This window comes from Streptomyces sp. NBC_01635 (genome assembly GCF_045209715.1).
In the GTDB taxonomy this organism is placed as follows: domain Bacteria; phylum Actinomycetota; class Actinomycetes; order Streptomycetales; family Streptomycetaceae; genus Streptomyces; species Streptomyces hirsutus.
On record NZ_CP109277.1, the window covers coordinates 8,585,353 to 8,603,007 of the forward strand.

The 17,655-nt window shown below is 70.9% G+C and carries 13 protein-coding genes and 1 pseudogene; 6 read left to right on the forward strand and 8 right to left on the reverse strand.

Going from position 1 to position 17,655, the window contains the following annotated elements:
* Window positions 1-197: 197 nt before the first annotated feature.
* Both OHB56_RS39170 and OHB56_RS39175 read right to left on the reverse strand, forming a co-directional pair.
* Window positions 198-1,541 (reverse strand): cytochrome P450, encoded by a 1,344-nt coding sequence (locus OHB56_RS39170; RefSeq protein WP_406358658.1) that lies wholly within the window; start codon window positions 1,539-1,541, stop codon window positions 198-200.
* A 186-nt stretch (window positions 1,542-1,727) separates the two neighbouring features.
* The gene (locus OHB56_RS39175) at window positions 1,728-2,189 is read right to left on the reverse strand and encodes a hypothetical protein (protein WP_406358660.1); all 462 of its coding nucleotides are present in this window, start codon (window positions 2,187-2,189) and stop codon (window positions 1,728-1,730) included.
* A 176-nt stretch (window positions 2,190-2,365) separates the two neighbouring features.
* Between OHB56_RS39175 and OHB56_RS39180 the strand changes: the two genes are divergently transcribed.
* Window positions 2,366-5,413 (forward strand): Tn3 family transposase, encoded by a 3,048-nt coding sequence (locus OHB56_RS39180; protein WP_406358662.1) that lies wholly within the window; start codon window positions 2,366-2,368, stop codon window positions 5,411-5,413.
* Window positions 5,414-5,541: 128 nt separating this feature from the next.
* Here the strand turns inward: OHB56_RS39180 and OHB56_RS39185 are convergent, their stop codons facing one another.
* Entirely contained in the window at window positions 5,542-6,408 is an 867-nt protein-coding gene (locus OHB56_RS39185; protein ID WP_406358663.1) for a GNAT family N-acetyltransferase, read from the reverse strand.
* 266 nt (window positions 6,409-6,674) lie between these two features.
* On the opposite strand from OHB56_RS39185, the gene OHB56_RS39190 reads away from it, so the two are divergent.
* The 3 genes from OHB56_RS39190 (at window position 6,675) to OHB56_RS39200 (ending at window position 10,169) form a co-directional block, all read left to right on the forward strand.
* Window positions 6,675-7,739 carry an IS30 family transposase gene (locus OHB56_RS39190; protein WP_406358665.1) on the forward strand — a complete coding sequence of 355 codons (1,065 nt, stop codon included), beginning with the start codon at window positions 6,675-6,677 and terminating at the stop codon, window positions 7,737-7,739.
* Between the two features lie 156 nt (window positions 7,740-7,895).
* A complete protein-coding gene (locus OHB56_RS39195) occupies window positions 7,896-8,822 on the forward strand; it encodes a recombinase family protein (RefSeq protein WP_406358667.1) in 927 nt (308 codons plus the stop codon).
* A 141-nt stretch (window positions 8,823-8,963) separates the two neighbouring features.
* Entirely contained in the window at window positions 8,964-10,169 is a 1,206-nt protein-coding gene (locus tag OHB56_RS39200; RefSeq protein WP_406358668.1) for an RNA-guided endonuclease InsQ/TnpB family protein, read from the forward strand.
* A 169-nt stretch (window positions 10,170-10,338) separates the two neighbouring features.
* Here the strand turns inward: OHB56_RS39200 and OHB56_RS39205 are convergent, their stop codons facing one another.
* Window positions 10,339-13,635 (reverse strand): family 78 glycoside hydrolase catalytic domain, encoded by a 3,297-nt coding sequence (locus tag OHB56_RS39205; protein ID WP_406358670.1) that lies wholly within the window; start codon window positions 13,633-13,635, stop codon window positions 10,339-10,341.
* A 303-nt stretch (window positions 13,636-13,938) separates the two neighbouring features.
* Here OHB56_RS39205 and OHB56_RS39210 point away from each other — a divergent pair, with 303 nt between their 5' ends.
* Both OHB56_RS39210 and OHB56_RS39215 read left to right on the forward strand, forming a co-directional pair.
* On the forward strand, window positions 13,939-14,376 hold the full coding sequence (locus OHB56_RS39210) for a hypothetical protein (protein WP_326751005.1): 438 nt from the start codon (window positions 13,939-13,941) through the stop codon (window positions 14,374-14,376).
* 122 nt (window positions 14,377-14,498) lie between these two features.
* Window positions 14,499-15,101 carry a hypothetical protein gene (locus OHB56_RS39215; RefSeq protein ID WP_406358672.1) on the forward strand — a complete coding sequence of 201 codons (603 nt, stop codon included), beginning with the start codon at window positions 14,499-14,501 and terminating at the stop codon, window positions 15,099-15,101.
* A gap of 88 nt (window positions 15,102-15,189) precedes the next feature.
* Here the strand turns inward: OHB56_RS39215 and OHB56_RS39220 are convergent, their stop codons facing one another.
* The 4 genes and pseudogenes from OHB56_RS39220 to OHB56_RS39235 form a co-directional block, all read right to left on the reverse strand.
* Window positions 15,190-15,612 (reverse strand): DUF350 domain-containing protein, encoded by a 423-nt coding sequence (locus OHB56_RS39220; RefSeq protein ID WP_055595833.1) that lies wholly within the window; start codon window positions 15,610-15,612, stop codon window positions 15,190-15,192.
* Between the two features lie 124 nt (window positions 15,613-15,736).
* Window positions 15,737-16,894, reverse strand: coding sequence for an ABC transporter substrate-binding protein (locus tag OHB56_RS39225; protein WP_406359307.1), 1,158 nt, complete (start codon window positions 16,892-16,894; stop codon window positions 15,737-15,739).
* Window positions 16,871-17,245 (reverse strand): annotated as a pseudogene (locus OHB56_RS39230) (protein kinase domain-containing protein); the annotation flags it as partial. The pseudogene OHB56_RS39230 and the gene OHB56_RS39225, both read right to left, overlap by 24 nt.
* Window positions 17,242-17,538 (reverse strand): hypothetical protein, encoded by a 297-nt coding sequence (locus tag OHB56_RS39235; protein WP_326751002.1) that lies wholly within the window; start codon window positions 17,536-17,538, stop codon window positions 17,242-17,244. The gene OHB56_RS39235 and the pseudogene OHB56_RS39230, both read right to left, overlap by 4 nt.
* Between the last annotated feature and the right edge of the window lie 117 nt (window positions 17,539-17,655).

The following is a 17,655-nucleotide window of genomic DNA, read 5'->3' on the forward strand; positions in this document are numbered from 1 at the left end:
GGCTCGGTGTCGGGCGGCCCGGCCCCGCGGCCCCGCCGGGGCGGCGCAACCGGGCGACCCCTCCAGGTTCGCGCGACCTGCGCGAGCCCGCATCCGGTCACGTGCCGACGAAGGGGGCGTGACCGCCGGGTCACGCCCCCACGCCCTCTGGACGGGGCTGCCGCCGGCCCGCCGGTCCGGTGGCAGCCCCGACGAGGTCAGCCGGTGCGGGGCCGCACGGTCATGACCAGCCTGCGAGGGCGGACGGTGGCGCGGGCCACCGGCTCGACGACCTGGCCGGGGGACAGGGTCAGCCGGACCCTGCGCAGGATCGTGGCGAGGGCGGTGACCAGTTCGGTGAGGGCGAAACGGTCACCGATGCACTTGTGCTTGCCCGCGCCGAACGGCAGGAAGCCCGGTGGCGGACTGCTGTCCAGCCACCGGTCCGGGAGGAAGGCCGAGGGATCGGGGAACAGCTCGGGATCGCGGTGGAGGGCATGCTGGCAGTAGGCGAGTTCGGTGCCGGGAGGCAGGGTCCACCGGCCGAGGCGGGTCTCGGTGACCGTACGCCGGGTGACGAGCCAGCCGGTGTGGTGCAGCCGCAGCGTCTCGGTGACGACCCGGTTGAGGAAGGGCAGCCGGGGCAGATCCTCGAAGGCCACCGCTCTCCCGCCGAGAACCTCGTCGAGTTCGCCCAGCACCCGTTCCTCGACATCGGGATGGCGGGCGAGTTCGTACAGCGCCCAGGAAAGCACCGATGCCGTCGTCTCCGTACCGGCCACGGCCAGCGTCAGGATCTCCGAAGAGATCTGATGGCTCGTCAAAGGCTGTCCGGTCTCCTCGTCCCGGGCTCGCAGCAGCAGGGACAGCATGTCCCCGGTGTCGCGTCCGGATGCCTGCAGTTCACCGACCGCCGTGTCGATGGTGGCGCGCACGGCGTCCCGTGCCCGGTCGAAGCGACGGTTGACGGGCAGCGGCAGCCGCTCGGCCCAGTCGGGCAGCATGACGCGGGACCCGACCCCGTTCATCACGACCGACAGATCACGGCGGAGCCGGCGGAAGGTCCGCTCGTCCAGACTGCCGGAGAAGACGGTCTTGGCCAGCATGTCCAGCGACAGTTTGACCATCGCCTCGCGTACGTCGAGGGCTTGGCCGGAGCTCCAGCCGTCGGCGGCGCCGGACGCCTCCTCGCGCATGACGTCGACGTACCCGGCGATCTCGTGGTGGGTGAACGCCGGTTGCAGCTGGCGCCGTTTGCGGACATGGGTCTGTCCCGCCGCGGTGACCACGGAGTCACCCAGCAACTGGCCCATCTTCTCGAAGAATCTGCCCTTGTCGAGGCTCGGGCCGAGTGCGATGAGCATGGTGCGGATCAGAGCCGGGTCCTGGACGACGACCGTCCGTGTCCCGGGCTGCAGGGTGATCTCGACGAGCGGGCCGTAGGCGGCGCGGAGCGAGGCGATGAATCCCAGGTTGTCACGCATGAGGTGGACCGCGTGGCCGAGGACCGGAAGCGATCCGGAGGCCCTGGGTATGGGGGCGGGAGGGGCGGAGAGCGTCAAGTGGGGGTGCTCCCTTCACGGTGATGTCCGGCGCGTTGATCACTTCCCTCCTACGAGGGGTGGCTAACCGGACACAGCACGTGTCGTGCACCATGTGTCCCGTGCGAACCGCCCGTCCGCCCGTCCGCCCGTCCGCCCGCCCCTGCGAGGCCGGCGACGGGCGGGCGGGAGCGGCGTTCTTGGAGCTCAGCCGGCGTACACCCTGCCCTCCTTCACCACGTAGTGGACCGGGTCGGAGCAGCCGATGGACGGAGTGACCAGCAGGCTGACCGTGAGGGGTGCGGGCTCCGTGCTCGCTGTCGAGAACCGGCAGACGGCGCCCGTACCGGTGAGCGGATACCAGAACCAGCCGTCCACGTCGCCGACGGTCACGCGGTCCGACTCCTTCCAGGCGCCGTCGGACCGCGTGTACACCTGCAGGCGCACGGACGCGGCGTACCCGTCCTCGGCCGAGCGGAGCGCGGTCAGCGTGATCCGGTGGTCGGTGCCGAGGACGGACGACGCGATCTGTCGCTGTTGCGGCGCGGCGGCGCCCGCGTTCGACGCCCCGGCGCCGACTGCGCCGAGGGCCGTCGCCGCCGTCAGGACGGTGAGCGCCGCGGCGGCGCCGCGACGGGTGCGAGAACGCATCGGGCTCTTGTGATTCATCTGATTCCTTTCGTGGATACCCCCGCCTTCAGGCGGGGGAGGAAGCGGAACCCCTGCGGAGCAGGGCGGGGCCCTCGGGGAGTATCCGAACGGAAATTAGCGGTAGCGGAGCGATCTTGATTCCGGTTCGGTGACGTGCCCGTTTTGCCTGGTCAGCGGGCTCTACGTTCCTGGTCATGCCTGTTGAATACCTATCTGCTGAGCAAGAGGCCCGCTACGGCCGGTTCGCCACGGAACCCTCACCCGGGGAGCTGGAACAGTTCTTCCGCCTGGACACCAGGGCCCTGGAGCTCGCTCGGGCGAAGCGCCGTTCGGCTACGAGGCTGGGGTGGGCGGTGCAGTGGGGCACGGTGCGGATGCTCGGCACTTTCCTGACCGAGGACCCCACGGCGGTGCCGGCCTCCGTGGTGCGGTTCGTCGCCGAGCAGCTCGGTCTCGACGACAAGCATTTCGCCGAGTACGGGACGCGCGCGCAGACGGTGTACGAACACGCGTGGGAGATCCGTGACACCTATGGCTACCGGGACTTCGCGGCTGGGGAGGCGGAGCTGCGGGAGTTTCTGGCGGCGCGGGTGTGGTCGTCGCTGGAGGGGCCGCGGGCGCTGTTCGACCGGGCGGTGGTGTGGCTGGTGAACAACCGGGTGCTGCTGCCGGGTGTGACGTCGCTGGCCCGGATGGTGGCCGCGCTCCGTCAGGAGGAGAACGACCGGCTGCACGCCGCGCTGTACGAGGTAGTGCCGCACGAACTGCGGACCGAGATGGTCCGGCTGCTGGAGGTGCCGGAGAAGAAGCGGGTGTCGGAGCTGGAGCGGCTGCGGCTGGGCCCGATGCGGGTGTCTGGCAGGGCCATGGAACTGGCCCTGGACCGCGCCCGCGAGGTGTGGGGCCTGGGGGCCGGCGTGGTGGATGCCGGACGGGTGCCGGCCGCGCGGATGACCGGGCTGGCCCGGTACGGGCTGACCTCGAAGGCGCCGACGCTGAAGCGGCTGGAGGTCACGCGGCAGACCGCGACGCTGCTGGCGACCGTGCGGCACCTGGAGACCGCGACGGTGGATGACGCGCTCGATCTGCTGCATGCACTGATGGCCACCAAGCTGCTGGCGAAGGCCGAGCGGATGGGCAACGACGCCAAGCTCAAGGCCCTGCCCCAGTTGCGCAAGGCCGCGAAGAAGGTCGCCGCAGCGGTCGACGTGCTGATGACGACGCCGCCCGCGACCGACACCGGCGAACTCGTCTCCGTGGTCGACGCGTGGTCCGCAATCGAGCAGGTCGTGCCGCGCGAGCAACTGGCCGAGGCGCTCGCCACCATCGCCTCGGTGGTCCCGGACATCGACGGCGACGACGACGCGGAATGGCGGGCCGAGCTGGTCGCCCGCTACGGCACCGTGCGTGGCTTCATCCGCCTTCTGGTCGAGGTCATCGACTTCGGCGCCGTCGAAGCCGGCACCCCCGTCGTTCAGGCCCTCAAGCGGCTCCCGAATCTGATCGGCCGCAAGAAGGTCGGCGCCGAAGAGGTCGCCTCCGATCTGGTGACGGGCTCGTGGCGGCGGCTGGTGTTCGCCAACCCCAACGTGCCGCACGGCCTGGTCGACAAGGCCGCGTACTCGTTCTGCGTCCTGGAGCACCTGCACCGCTCCCTGCGCCGACGGGACGTGTTCGCCAAGGACGGCGACCGCTGGGGCGACCCCCGCGCCAAGCTGCTGGCCGGGGAGAAGTGGACGGCCGCCGAGCCGAAGGTGCTCACCGCGCTCGGTCTGGAGAGCGAACCGGCCGGACACCTCGCCGAACTCGCCTCCGCTCTGCACGCCGCGTACGTCCAGGTCGCCGCCGGACTGCCCGGAAACACGGCGCTGGAGGTAGTGGGCGGGAAGCTGAAGCTGGGCAAGCTCGGCAAGGCGGAGGATCCCAAGCTCATGCCGCCGTTCAGGCAGCTGGTCAACGGCATGCTGCCGAAGGTCGACTTCCCCGAGCTGCTGCTGGAGGTCGCCGAGCTGACCGGGATGGCGGACGCCTTCACGCACATCTCCGGCGCCGACTCACACATGGAAGGCTTCACCACCAGTTTGTGCGCCGTCCTGCTGACGGAAGCGTGCAACGTCGGGTTCACCTCGGTCATCAAGCCGGACGTCCCGGCGCTCAGCCGGGGCCGTCTGGTCCAAGTCGCTCAGGGCTACTTCCGGGCGGAGAACATCTCGGTGGCGAACGGCCTGTTCATCGAGGCCCAGGCAAAGATCGACATCGTGAGGGCGTGGGGCGGCGGCCTGGTCGCCTCCGCCGACGGGGTCCGCTTCACCGTGCCCGTGCAGACCCTGTACGCGAGTTCGAACCCCCGGTATTTCGGGCTGCGGCACAAGGGCGCCACCTGGCTGAACGTGGTAAACGACCAGGTGATGGGGCTGGGCGGGGTGGTCGTGCCGGGCACGCTGCGCGACTCGCTGTTCATCCTGGACGCCATCCACGCCCGCGACGGCGGCCCGAAACCGGAGACCGTCATCACCGACACCGCGTCGTACTCCGACATCGTCTTCGGCCTGTTCGCGATCTGCGGCTACCAATTCTCACCGAGGATCGCCGACATCTCCGACGCCCGGCTGTGGCGGACGAACACCACGGCCGACTACGGGCCGCTCCAGCCGGTCTCGAACCACACCATCCGCCTGGACCGGATACGCGCACACTGGGGCGACATGCTCCGCGTGGCAGGCTCTCTAACCCTGGGCGAGGTCCGCGGACACGACCTGATCCGCATGCTCTCCCGCGACGGCAAACCGACCGGATTGGGTGACGCGTTCACCCACTACGGACGGATTTTCAAGACCCTGCACCTTCTCCAGTTCGTCTCCGACGAGGGATACCGGCGCATGATCGGCGCCCAGCTCAACGTCACCGAGGCCCGCCACCGCCTCGCCCGGAAGATCTTCTTCGGGCAGCGCGGCGAACTACGCCAGCATTACCGCGAGGGCATGGAGGACCAGCTCGGCGCCCTCGGACTGGCCCTCAACTGCGTAGTCCTGTTCAACAGCCTCTACATCGACGCCGCCGTCAAACAGCTGGCCGCCGACGGCTTCCCCGTCACCGACGAACTGCTCGCCCGGCTCTCCCCACTCCAGTACGACCACATCAACTTCCTCGGCCGCTACGCCTTCACCCGGCCGGCCGCGCCGGGCCTGCGGCAGCTGCGTAACCCACACACCGATGCTGAGGACGACGGCGAGCAGGACTGAGCGCCACTGCCCAGAAGGCTGATCAGAGTGCCCGCCACTGCTTTGGTCAGCTGCTTCGCGGCGGTCACAGCTGGTACGTGGCAGGTGCGTTTGCGTCGATCACGCCATTACCCGGCGTGTGATGCGCTTTAGGAGAACTTGTACCCGGCGAAGTCGGCGACGTGGACATACCCAATGCGCTGGTAGAGGGCATTGCTGGTGGGGTTGCCCGGGTCCGTGAACAGGACGACGTCCGTCGCCCCCGCGGCCAGCGCGGCACGGCTCGCCTCGACCGTGACGGCCCCGGCGTAGCCGCGGCCGCGGAGGTGGGCGGGGGTGTAGACGGGGTCGATCCGGACCATGCCGCCGATGACCGATGTCGCGGCCGCCATCGAGACGGGGGTGCCGTCCGGGGTCTCCCAGAAGGTGAAGTGCCGGTCGCCGAAACGCGAGTGGTCCCAGGAACCGGCGTCGATCAAGTCGATGGAGGACTGCTCCCCGACGTCGACGCAGAACTCACGGCACCAGCGCGCGACGTGTTCGCGGTCTGTCCCGCCCGTGAGACGGCCCCGGCCCTTGGGGCGCGGCTGCGGCGGGGTGAGTGTGCCGAGACGGTAGAGATGGGTCCGCCAGAAGAGTGCTGGCACCGCGCCCGTGTGCCGCTGCCAGGAGTCGGCGTATGCGGTGGCGGTGTCGTGGTCCGCGATGACGTTGGCGGGCGAGTGGCCAAGGACGGCCAGGTGGGCGGCGAGGGCATCGGTCTGCTCGACAGAGAGGGGGGTGAGGCCCAGGCGGCCGCGCGAAGTGAGATAGAAGACCGCGTGGATCTCGCCTCCGGACTCCAGTCGGCCGAAGACGGCGGTGACGGGGCCGTGTGCGTCCGGCCTGCGTATCCGCAGTTTCTCGATGTCCGTCAGCGGCGTGTTGTGCAGGGCAGGGAGCGAGCGCAGGAAGTCGCCGGCTCGGGCGAGAAAGTCGTCAACGTCTTGGGTGAGGTGCCAGTCATCCGGAAGCATGCTTCATGATCCCGGACGACCTCCACCCTGGGACTGCTTGCTCAACATCTTTCAGCCACGTGACTGACTGCTCCCGATCAGTCGCCGCCCCTGTCGGCAAAGGATGGCACCCTCAAGTGATCAACGCACCGCCCACGAATGATCATGTGATCGTGGAGGCACAGGTGCGTGACTACGGGTTTTCGCCAGCTCAGCAGGATGAGATCTGGAGACGCTGGCGCGAGGGGCAGTCGTTCAGCTTGATCGGGCGGGCCCTCGGGGCGCCAATGCACCACGTCCGCCAGTTCCTGTACCAAAACGGCGGCGTCCGGCTCACCCCGCAACAGCGATCAGAGCGGCACCTGGCCGGCGGCGAGCGCGAAGAGATATCCCGCGGCATCGCTGCCGGTGAGTCAGCCCGGCAGTTGGCCCAGCGGCTGGGCAGATCGCCTTCGACCGTCTCCCGCGAGATCGCCCGCAACGGCGGCCGGCACCGCTACCGCGCTGCGGCCGCCGATGCGTCCGCCTACGCGCGTGGGCGCCGGCCCAAGCAGGCCAAGCTCGCCCAACGGCCCGCTCTAAGGGCGCTGGTGGAGGCCAAGCTGGCCTTGTGCTGGTCCCCCGAGCAGATCGCAGGATGGCTGCGACGCCAGTTCCCCGGTGACGCCTCCATGCAGATCTCGCACGAAGCGATCTACCTCTCGCTCTACGACCCTCGTCGGCGCCAGGCGATCGACCGCAGCCTCACCCAGCGACTGCGGTCAGCCAGGCCCATGCGCCGCCCGAAGATCGCCCGTCGGCCCACCGGGCGGGCCGTCATCCGCGGCATGGTGTCCATCACTGCCCGCCCCGCCGAGCTCGAGGACCGCAAGGTGCCCGGCCATTGGGAGGGCGATCTCGTGATGGGCACCCGGCCCTCGGCGGTCGCCACACTCGTCGAGCGCACCAGCCGCTACACGGCCATCGTCGCGCTGCCGGACGGCATCAAGGCTGAGCAGGTCACTCCGCACCTCACCAGGAGTCTGCTCGGAATCCCGCCCCAACTGCGGCGGACGCTCACCTGGGACCGGGGCCGGGAAATGGCCGAGCACCAGGCCATCACCGTCAAGACCGGGATGCCGGTATACCTCTGCAAGCCGCGGAGCCCGTGGCAGCGCGGCACCAACGAGAACACCAACCGACTGCTTCGGCAGTACCTTCCCAAGGGCGCGGACCTCCGCACGTTCAGCCAGGCCGAGCTGGACGCCATCGCCCATGAACTCAACCATCGTCCGCGCAAGACCCATGACTATCGCACTCCGGCAGAGGTCTACGCTGACCTCCTGAACAGCGGTGATGCGCTGACCGCTTGAGCTCGCCATCGTTTGACGACAGGAGGCCGACGCGTCCAATGAACCCGTGCAATCCGGGGGTTCGAGGCGGCGCGAATCCAATCAGATCCGATGGTGATTGCTGACAGGGTTTGATGACAGATAGGGTCCATTCCTCCGTGCGGAAGGGGCCCCCGAGTGGCGAACCTGGTCTACAAGCGGGTCTCGACCGACCAGCAGTCCACCGCCCGGCAGAACCTCGTCCTTCACGAGGCCGGGATCGAGGACCCGGTCGTCTTCGAGGAGGCCCCGGGAACCTCCAGCCGCCTCCACCCGCTCCAGCGGCCGAAGTTCCGCGAACTGCTCACCTACGCGCGGCCGGGCGACACCGTGCACATCTCCGAGATGTTCCGCCTCGTCCGCGGCACCGGCCACATCCTCGACGTGCTCGACGTCCTCCACCGCGACCAGGTGGCGCTGCGCATCCACGACGGCGCGTTCTCCGCGATGGACCTCACCGCCCGCCACCCACGCACCGGCGAGCTGCTGTCCACCGTGAAGTTCATGGTGCAGACCCTCGCCGCCGCCGGCGAACTCCAACGCGACCTCCAGCGCGAGCTGACCTACGACGGACTGCGCGCCGCCGAGGCCAAGGGCAGCAAGGGCGGACGCCGCCCCGCCGTGGCGGCCGACAAGACCGCAGACGTGCGCGCCGCGTACCTGGAGCGTCGCTCCATCGCCGCCCTCGCCCGCGAATATGGCGTCAGCCGCGGCGCGATCCGCACGGCCGTCGCGGACCTCCTGCCCGACTACACGGCCGCCGACCCCGGCACCCCGGCCCCAGAGTTGCCGGTCGTCCTCGACATGCCGGGCAAGGTCGCCGACTTCCTCCGCGCCGGCGACCTGGAGCCCGCCGAGCGGGCCGCGCTCGACCAAGGGGTGACCGTACGCCGCGGCCAGGGCTACACCCTGCGTGTCAGCGCCGTCCCCGCCGTGCACCGCCAGCTCCTCGCCCGCTGCCAGCCGCTCGACGGCGTCCAGGGCGCCCCCGCGGTTCCGGCCCTGCGTAAGGCCCGCCGCGAGTACGAGAACCGGGTCAGCGCCCTCATCCCGACCGGACCATGATCCGGGTCAGCGGCTACCGCTAATTTCCGTTCGGATACTCCCCGAGGGCCGGCGGGAGGCGGGGTTTCGCCGCCAGGGCGAAAGACCGTGCCCTGACCGGCGGGTTTGATCCTCACAAACAAACCCACTAGTTTGTGAACTGTGGCCACTCACGTGAAGCGGGCGTACAAGTACCGCTTCCATCCGACCGATGCGCAGGCAGCGGAGCTGTCGCGCACGTTCGGCTGCGTGCGAAAGGTCTACAACCTCGCCCTCCAGGCCCGCACCGAGGCGTGGACACGGCAGGAGCGGGTCAACTACAACGCCACCTCGGCGATGCTGACGGCCTGGAAGAAGACCGAGGAACTGGCCTTCCTCAACGAGGTGTCCTCGGTCCCGCTCCAGCAGTGCCTGCGGCACTTGCAGACGGCGTTCGCGAACTTCTTCGCCAAGCGGGCCAGGTACCCCCACTTCAAGAGCCGGAAGAAGTCCCGGGCGTCCGCCGAATACACCACCTCCGGCTTCCGGTTTTGCGACGGCCGGCTCACCCTGGCCAAGATGACCGAGCCGCTGGACATCGTGTGGTCGCGCCCGCTTCCCGAGGGGGTGAAGCCGTCCACGGTGACGGTCTCGCAGGACGCGGCCGGGCGCTGGTTCGTGTCGATGCTCGTCGAGGACCCGACGGTGAAAACCCTGCCCCCTGTGGACACGGCGGTCGGGATCGACGTGGGCCTTACTTCTTTGCTGACCCTGTCGACCGGCGAGAAGATCACCAACCCGAGGCATGAACGCAAGGACCGTGCCCGTCTGGCCAAGGCCCAGAAGGCACTCGCCCGCAAGGAGAAGGGCTCCGGCAACCGGGCCAAGGCCCGCCTCAAGGTCGCCCGCATCCATGCCCGGATCACCGACCGCAGGCGGGACCACCTGCACAAACTGTCGACTCGTCTCGTGCGTGAGAACCAAACGCTCGTGATCGAGGACCTGACCGTGCGCAACATGGTCAAAAACCGGAGGCTGGCCCGCGCCGTCTCCGATGCCGCATGGACCCAGTTCCGCTCGATGCTGGAGTACAAGGCGCAGTGGTACGGCCGGGAGGTGATCGCGGTCGACCGCTTCTTCCCCTCCTCCAGGCTGTGCTCGGCCTGCGGAGCCCTGCAGAGCAAGATGCCGCTCCATGTCCGCACCTGGACATGCCGGTGCGGCATCACCCACGACCGCGACGTGAACGCCGCGAAGAACCTTTTGGCCGCCGGACTGGCGGCAGCAGCCTGTGGAGACGGTGTAAGACCTCAACGGAGCACTCCGGGCGGGCAGTCGTCGATGAAGCAGGAACCCCGGCGGGCGACCGCCGGAATCCCCCGCCTTTAGGCGAGGGAGGAAGTCAAGACTGTTCCCCCGTTGGAACGAGTGCGAGTCGGCAGGGCCCGGAAGGTCGAACCGTCCGAATACCTCCTGTTCGTGGAGGATCAGGGAGGTTCACTGAGGAAGACGTCCCGAACGGGCCCGGGGTTGTACGGCCGGGCGCAGCCGTCTCAGGCTACGCCCGGCCGGTGAACTCCCACTTCCCGTGCGGCACCTGGAAGATCACGAACTCCGGCTCCGTACGGAGGTACCGGGCCCCCGTCGGCACCGTGACCCGGGACCGTTCGTCCGCCGGTACGTGCACCTCGGCGGCCGCCCCCACGGGGACCCGCACCACCAGCCGCAGCCGGCCGTCGATCCGGGACCAGGACACCCCCGCCGGCCCGCGCACCGTCCGTATCGTGGTGCGCGCCCAGTCCACCCCCGTACGCGCGTCGGGCCGCACCACGAAGGTGGCGTAGCCCGCGTCGCCCGGCCGCAGACCCGCCACGTTCTCGTAGAGCCACTGGGCGACCGTGCCCTGGAAGTAGTGGTCGCGGGAGCGGGAATCGGCCGGCCACATCTCCCACATGGTGTCGGCACCCTGCGCGTGCCAGTATCCCCAGCTCGGATACGTGCGTCGGGTGGCGACGGCGTGGGCCACGTCCGGGCGGCCGTGCGCGGACAGTACGCGCAGCAGCACGCTGGTGCCGAGCGCCCCGGTGTTGAGGTGGTTGCCGCGCTCCTCGACGTCCCGCACCAGGCTGTCGACGACGGTGGCGCGGGCCCCGGCCGGCACCATTCCGAAGGCCAGGGGCACGGCGTTGGACGTCTGCCGGTATCCGGGGTCCTTCGCCGTGCGGTAATGCCCCTCGGGCCCGAGGAAGGCGGCGTTGAAGGCGTCCCGCAGCTTCCCGGCGCTCTCGCGGTAGCGGGCCGCGGTACCTCCCTCGCCCAGCGTCTCGCCCACTTCCGCGGTGTGCAGCAGGGCGCGGTACAGATAGGCGGTCGCGGTGAGCCGGGTGTCCTCGGGCGGATTCCCACCGTATCCGGGCGGCAGATAATCGCCCAGCGCGGTGACGGCCAGACCGTCCCGCAGTCGGGACAGCTCCCAGTCCAGATAGCGCACCAGCGTGTCCCAGTGTTCGCGAGCGGCCCGTTCGTCGCCGTACACGCGGTACATCTCGCGCACCACGAACGGGTAGACGGTGGTCCACTCGGGGGAGGGTCCCAGATCGCCGTAACCCCAGCCGCCGCTCGGCACGATCACCGGCAGCTGTCCCTCCCCGGTCTGACTGTCCGCCAGGTCGCCGAGCCACTTGGACAGGAACCGGTGCACCCCGAAGGCGTAGGCCATGACGGGCGCCCCGAGCTGTGCGTCGCCGGTCCAGCCGTTCTTCTCGTACATGGGCGTGTCGGTCGGGATGCCGTGCAGATTGTTGAGCACGGTCCGGCGCATGGCCCCGTCCAGCCATTCGTAGAACGGCTCGGAGCAGGCGAAGGAGCTCACCTCCTCGACGGGGGTGTGCACCAGCCGTCCGAGCACCTGGCCGGCCGAGGGCCGCGCGGGCAGTCCGGTGATCTGCACATAGCGGAAGCCCTTGTAGGAGAACGAGGGCTCCCAGACCTCCTCGTCGTCACCCGCGCAGATGTACTCGTCCGTCTGGAACCGGCCCGGGACGTGGCCCGTCTCGGCGTGCACACTGCCGTCCTCCTTCAGCTTCTCGCCGTACGTCAGGCTCACCACGTCGCCCTCGGCTGCCCCCCGCACGGTCAGGCGGGTCCAGCCCGCCATGGTGCGGCCCATGTCGGCCACGTACACCCCGGGGCGCAGTTCGCCGATCCCGGCGGGACGCACGGTGTCGACGATCTCGATCGGGTCGTGCGGCTGGGCGCGCAGCCGTCCGGCCGGTGCCTCCTGGATCCGGGCGGCGCGCCAGCCGCTGTCGTCGAAGCCCGGCCGGGTCCACCCGCCGGGGACCAGCCGGGCGTCGAAGGTCTCACCGGCGTAGAGGGAGTTGGAGCGCGTCGGGCCCTCGGTCAGCCGCCAGTCGTCACCGGAGACGACGGTCGTGCGGGAGCCGTCCGGATGGTCGACCTCCAATTGTGCGAGGAGCCGGGGCTCCCCGTGCCAGGGCGGCCGGTGCCAGTTCCAGACATTGGGGGTGGTCATGCCGAAGAAGCCGCGCCCGAGGGCGACCCCCAGGGCGTTCTCACCGCGTTCCAGCAGCTCGGTCACGTCGTGCACGGCGTACAGGACGGTCCGGTCGTAGTCGGTGAACCCCGGGTCGAGGACCTGGTGCCCGACCTTGCGGCCGTTGATCTCCGCCTCGTAGTAGGCGAGTCCGACGATGTACAGCCGCGCCCGGGAGATCTTCTTGCGGACGGTGAAGGGGCGGCGGAGCAGCGGCGCGGGCGATTCGGGCGCCGCCACGGCCGGCCCCGTGCCCCAGGGACCTTGGCCGTAGGGTGCGAGGACGACCGCGGGCGCCCAGCCGCCGTCGTCGAAGTCCGTTTGTTCCCAGCCCCGTTGCAGGGCCTCGGAAGTGCGCCAGCCGCCGTCGGTGGCCAGTTCGTGGCGCTGCCCGTCCGCCGTGTCGACGAGCAGCCGGACCAGCAGTCCGCCCGGATTGACGGAAGCCCCGCCGCGGTTGGTGGCGAGCGCGGCCAGGACGACGTCCCCGGCCCGGGCGCCCGTGCCCGGCGTGGCGGTCGCTGCCGCACGGACGAGCCCGGTGACGTCCGCGGTTCTCCCGGTGCGCCAGCCGTCCGTCTGCTGCGGGGCGTGCAGGATCTGCTCACCGCCGAGGTACAGGGTGAAGTCGTCGTCGGCGGTGGCGACCACCGTGGCGCGCTCCACCTCCGTCCCCGCGGGCAGTGTCAGCCGGCCCCTGAACCACCGCGGGCCCTCGGGCGCGCCGGAGGGGGTGGCACCCGGCGACCAGATCCAGTCGGCGCCCTCGAACGAGGGCGGCTGCGGCGGTGTGCCGGCCCCGATCCAACGGGCTCGCCACTCGTCCGGCGACAACGTTGTCTCCCACCAGCGCGGTTCGCTCCAGCGTGCCGCGCGCCCCTGCGCGTCCCACACCCGCACCCGCCAGAAGTAACGGGTGCGGGGCCGCAGCGCGGGGCCGTCGTAGGGGACCCCGATGCTGCGGTCCGAGACGACCCTGCCGGAGTCCCACACCATTCGGCCGTCCCAGCGGGCCCGGTCGCGAACCACCTGGATCCGGTAGGCGCTCTGGCGGGCGTGCCGCCCCGGGGCCGCCAGCTCCCACGACAGGCGCGGCCGTTCCACGTCGGTTCCGATGAGCGTCTCGGCGTACTCCACGGTGGTGCGCACGACGCGCAGTCCGCCGGAGCGCGGGGCGGCTCCCGGCGCCGCGGCCGCCGGTGCGGCGGTTGCCGGCGCGGTGGCGCCGAACGCGCCCAGACCCGCTCCCGCGGCCACCGTTCCCTGCAGGAACCCCCTGCGCTTCCATCCCTCGACCATGATGTGCGTCCTCCGTTCGCCGTGTCCGGTGATTGAAACGATTCACATCCGTTCTTCAGCGATCCTATGGACCCGGCGCCGGGCCCTACAAGGGGTGAGGCGCCGTCAGGAGAGGTTCAGGAGAGGCGGAGTGCGGCCACGAAGGGCGAAGAACAGCCAAGTATGAACAGGAAATTCGACGATCCGATCGTGGCTGACGGGTTAATGTCAGCGTCAAGGAGCACAATGATCACTGAAAGAGATCAACACCGGCGCCGCGCTGGGTACACGGTCTCGAGACCCGGCTCCGGAAAGGCCCCAGCGATGCTGTTCACCGTCAACCAGACACAGGACCGTCCGCGCGCAGGGCGGATGAACACCGGTCTCCGAGCGGCCCCCGCGCTGTCGAGCGCCTCGCTCGGCACCGCCGGCACCGACGCGCTGCGCATCATCTCCGACCCGCGCACCCCCACCTTCGTCACGGTGTACGCGAACGGCCGGCGCCGGTACAGCTACTGGCGGCCGCTCGATTCCACCACGGGCCAGGGCGGCTGCTACGCGGCCCTGCCCACCGGCGACTGCGACGCGCTGCACGAAGCGGGGAAGATCGAGCTCGGGAACCCCGTCGTGGACGCGAACCGGACGACCTACCGGGTCAGTGCCTCCTCCACCCGGGCCACCCCGCCCGCCCGCGCCCTCGCCGCCCCGCTCCGCCCGGTGCGGGAGCGCGCCCGCCCGGTCCGGGCCGTCCGCGTCGCCTGAGCCGGGCACGACGTGCACCTCGCCGCGGGCCCGCGGGGAGTGGAGGGCGCGGCGCGGGGGAAGAGTAGCCGTCGAAGACCGGGCACAGGGTGCGCGGAGTCGTGGGGAAGCGCGGGAGCACCATGAGCGGCAGGGCGACGGCACACCGGGCAGGAACGGCGCGCGGGCGACGTGTGGTCGCGGGCCGGGTGATCACGGTGCTCGCCGCGGTCGCCCTGGCCGGCTGCGGCGGCCCCGACGAAGGGGGCACGGGGGCCCCGGGCGACGTACGCCCCTCCGCGTCGCGCTCCGGAGCGGACGCGCCCCCGGCGCCCTCGTCGACTCCGTCGTCCGGGCCCGCCGGTGGCACCGCCCCGGCGAAGCCGTCGGTGCCGGCCGCGGACGGCCGTGATCCGTCCGCCTGCGCGGACGGAGACTGGGAGATCGCGGTGGCCGGACCGGTGACGATCCGGTTCGACGGTCCGGCCGGCAGCACGACCCTGTCCGTGTCCGAGGTCGGCCCGGACAGGATCGAGTACGAGGTGAAGTCCGGCAACGGCCGGTCCGCGGGCGGTGTCGAAGGCCGCGGCCAGAGCTGCCGCATCGTGCTTCGCGCAGGCGGCTCCAGCACCTCGTGCGGCGGCATCGGCGACGACGGTCCGCCCAGCGCCCGGCCGGGCACCGTAATCGTCCAGATGGCGCCGGGGGAGGACGGCACGGCCCTCCTCCGCGTCGTGTCGGGCTGACGGCTCGTCGGACCTCGCCGGTGCTCGGCGGGCTTTTGCCGCCGACACCCGCTCAGGGCTCGGACGGGAAGCCGTCAGGTGCCCGGTGTCAGGCGATGGACGCCGAAACGACCGCGGACACCGCGAGGTTGCAGGACGCCGTCACCCAGACCGCGGGATGCGGCTGCGGGTCGACCAGGGTGCTGCCCAGACGGCCCGGCGTGATGAGGTCCACCACCAGGAACGCCACGGCCATCATGACCAGCCCCAGCAGCCCGAACGCGGCGGTCGACACCAGCCCCTTGCCGAAGTCCTCGTACGTCGTCCAGATGGACGTGAAGACGATTCCGCCGATGCCGAGCAGTGCGGAGCTGAGCACCAGGGCGGCGTTGCGGTTGCGCTCCTCCCAGATCTGCCGGCCGAGCTTTCCTGGCGTCAGCAGGTCCACCAGGACGATGCCGAGCACCAGCAGGACCAGACCGAGGGCGCCGTAGGCGGTGGCCCGGCCGAGTCCGTTGACGATGTCGCTCATGGGATTGCCGGCTCCGTAGCGTGAGGGATCGAGTGATCGCGGTCGAAGGCGAGCAAAATGTAGCGCACCCGTTCGAGGCTCCGGTGAGGGCGGTCGGCGGGGAGGACGACGGCGGCGGGGACCGTCAGGCCTCCCCGCCGGCCTCCCTGCCGATGTCGTCCCAGCGGGCGACGAAGCGGGCGGTTCTGCCGGTGACGCGGTAGAGGAACGCGCCGGCGTCGTCGTTCGCCTCGAAGAAGTGGCCGCCGGGGTCGAAGGCGACTCTGCGGGTGATGCCCTGCCAGGGACGGCGCAGCAGTTCGGCCCGCAGAGCGGGACGGCCCTCGCCCTCGCCGTCGGCGGAGGCCAGGCCGTGGGCGGCGAACCGGACGGCGTCGTACGCCTCGGCCGCCCAGGGGGTGGGCGCGCGGCGGTGACGGCGGCGGTACGAGGCGGCGAACGCCTTGGTGAGGGGGTCGGCGTCGGCGTCGGTCCAGGCCGCGCTGACCATCCAGCCCTCCGCCTCGGCGAGGAACCGGTCGCCCAGGACGTGTTCTCCGGTGACGCGCGCGCCGCGATGACGGGTGGACCGCAGGGCGCGGGCCAGCGAGGCGGCGCGCCCGGGACGCAGACCCGCGAACAGGACCGCGTCCTCGGGGCGTTCGGCGATGCGCCGGGAGACGTCGGTGAACCCCTCGTCCGCCGCGACCTCTTCCACCGCGGTCTCGCCGTCGACCTTCCCGTACACGGTGGCGATCCGCACGGTCTCGGCGGACTCCTCGGCGTCGGTGAGATCGTGCACGATCACCGTTCTGGCGGGCTTCACGACCCGGTTGAGGTACCGCAGGACCGCGGCCGGACCCACGGTGCCGGTCGAGCGCAGCAGAAGCGAGGTCGTGGTGTTGAGACTGCTGAGCCGATGGGTGTCGGCCCGGGTGATCAGCAGGGTGATCCGGGCGCGGGTGCAGGCCGGCACGGTCTCGGGCACCGGCGAGTTCGTCCCGGCGGCGATGAGCACCGCCATGTCCCGCCCGGCGGCCAGCCGGGCGGCGGCACGGGCCGAGCCCTCGGCGCTTCCGCCGTCGTCGGCGGTGCGCAGGGCGAGGTCGAAGGCCCGCCGGGGGTCCCGGTTGTGCGCGTCGACGGCGAGACGCGCGCCGCGCTCGTGCGACGTGAAGACGCTGTCGGTACGGTGACCGATCAGGCCGACGGCGTACCGGGGCCGGGCGGAGGCCCCGGGCCGGGCCGGGGTGTCACGGGGCCACAGCCACCAGGTGCCGGCTGCCGCGGCCGTGACGCCCAGGGCCCGCGCGCTCCGTACGGGCAGGGGACCGTGAGCGGCGACGGACTCGGCGAGCGACGGTCCCGGAACGAACGGGGTGGCCAGTCACGGGGTGGCCGCCTCGGCGTCCGCGCCGAGCATCGGCACCACCCAGGGGCTCTCCACCCGCCGGGCCAGCTCCGTCTCCCGCGCGAATCGGGTCCGGAAGCCGTCGTCAGTGGTGCCCTCGGTCCGGATCACCTTGACCGCGGCCAGCCGACCGGAGTCGGTGCGCCCCAGGTACACCACGCCCATGCCGCCCGTGCCCAGCCGCCGCAGCAGCCGGAAGTCCGCGATGCGCGAAGGATCGGAGGGCCGCAGCGGTTCACTCATCGTGCCCCCTCCGGACCGCCGGTGGTGCGGGCGCCCGAGGTCGCATCGGCCCCGTCCTTCGTGTCACCGGTCCGGTCCTTCGTGCCGGAACCGTCCTCGTCGCCGGCCGCGGCACGCCGGGCGGCCTCGGCGACCACCAGACCGACCCCCTTGAGCACCTGGGACGAAACGGCGTCCTGCTCCTCCTCGGTGCGGCCGGCGCCGCCCCGTGCGGTCGCGGCCACGGTGACCGGGCCCAGTCGGTGCTTGTACCAGTGGAAGGGGTTGGGAGCTGTTGGGGTTTGGCTGAGCACGAGTGCGTTCTGGTGTGGATGAGTGAGCGCAGAGGGGCACGGCCATGGCCGGGAGCGGCTGCTGTCCTGCCGAAAGGGGGAATGGGGGTTCGTCTGCCGAATGCGTGACCTTGGCGG

What these genes read in the sequence shown, in the direction of transcription:
- OHB56_RS39215 (WP_406358672.1), top strand. Translation starts at nt 14,499, where the DNA reads ATGAGCGGCAGGGCGACGGCACACCGGGCAGGAACGGCGCGCGGGCGA.
- OHB56_RS39220 (WP_055595833.1), bottom strand. Translation starts at nt 15,612, where the DNA reads ATGAGCGACATCGTCAACGGACTCGGCCGGGCCACCGCCTACGGCGCC.
- OHB56_RS39210 (WP_326751005.1), top strand. Translation starts at nt 13,939, where the DNA reads ATGCTGTTCACCGTCAACCAGACACAGGACCGTCCGCGCGCAGGGCGG.
- OHB56_RS39185 (WP_406358663.1), bottom strand. Translation starts at nt 6,408, where the DNA reads ATGCTTCCGGATGACTGGCACCTCACCCAAGACGTTGACGACTTTCTC.
- OHB56_RS39180 (WP_406358662.1), top strand. Translation starts at nt 2,366, where the DNA reads ATGCCTGTTGAATACCTATCTGCTGAGCAAGAGGCCCGCTACGGCCGG.
- OHB56_RS39175 (WP_406358660.1), bottom strand. Translation starts at nt 2,189, where the DNA reads ATGAATCACAAGAGCCCGATGCGTTCTCGCACCCGTCGCGGCGCCGCC.
- OHB56_RS39190 (WP_406358665.1), top strand. Translation starts at nt 6,675, where the DNA reads ATGCACCACGTCCGCCAGTTCCTGTACCAAAACGGCGGCGTCCGGCTC.
- OHB56_RS39205 (WP_406358670.1), bottom strand. Translation starts at nt 13,635, where the DNA reads ATGGTCGAGGGATGGAAGCGCAGGGGGTTCCTGCAGGGAACGGTGGCC.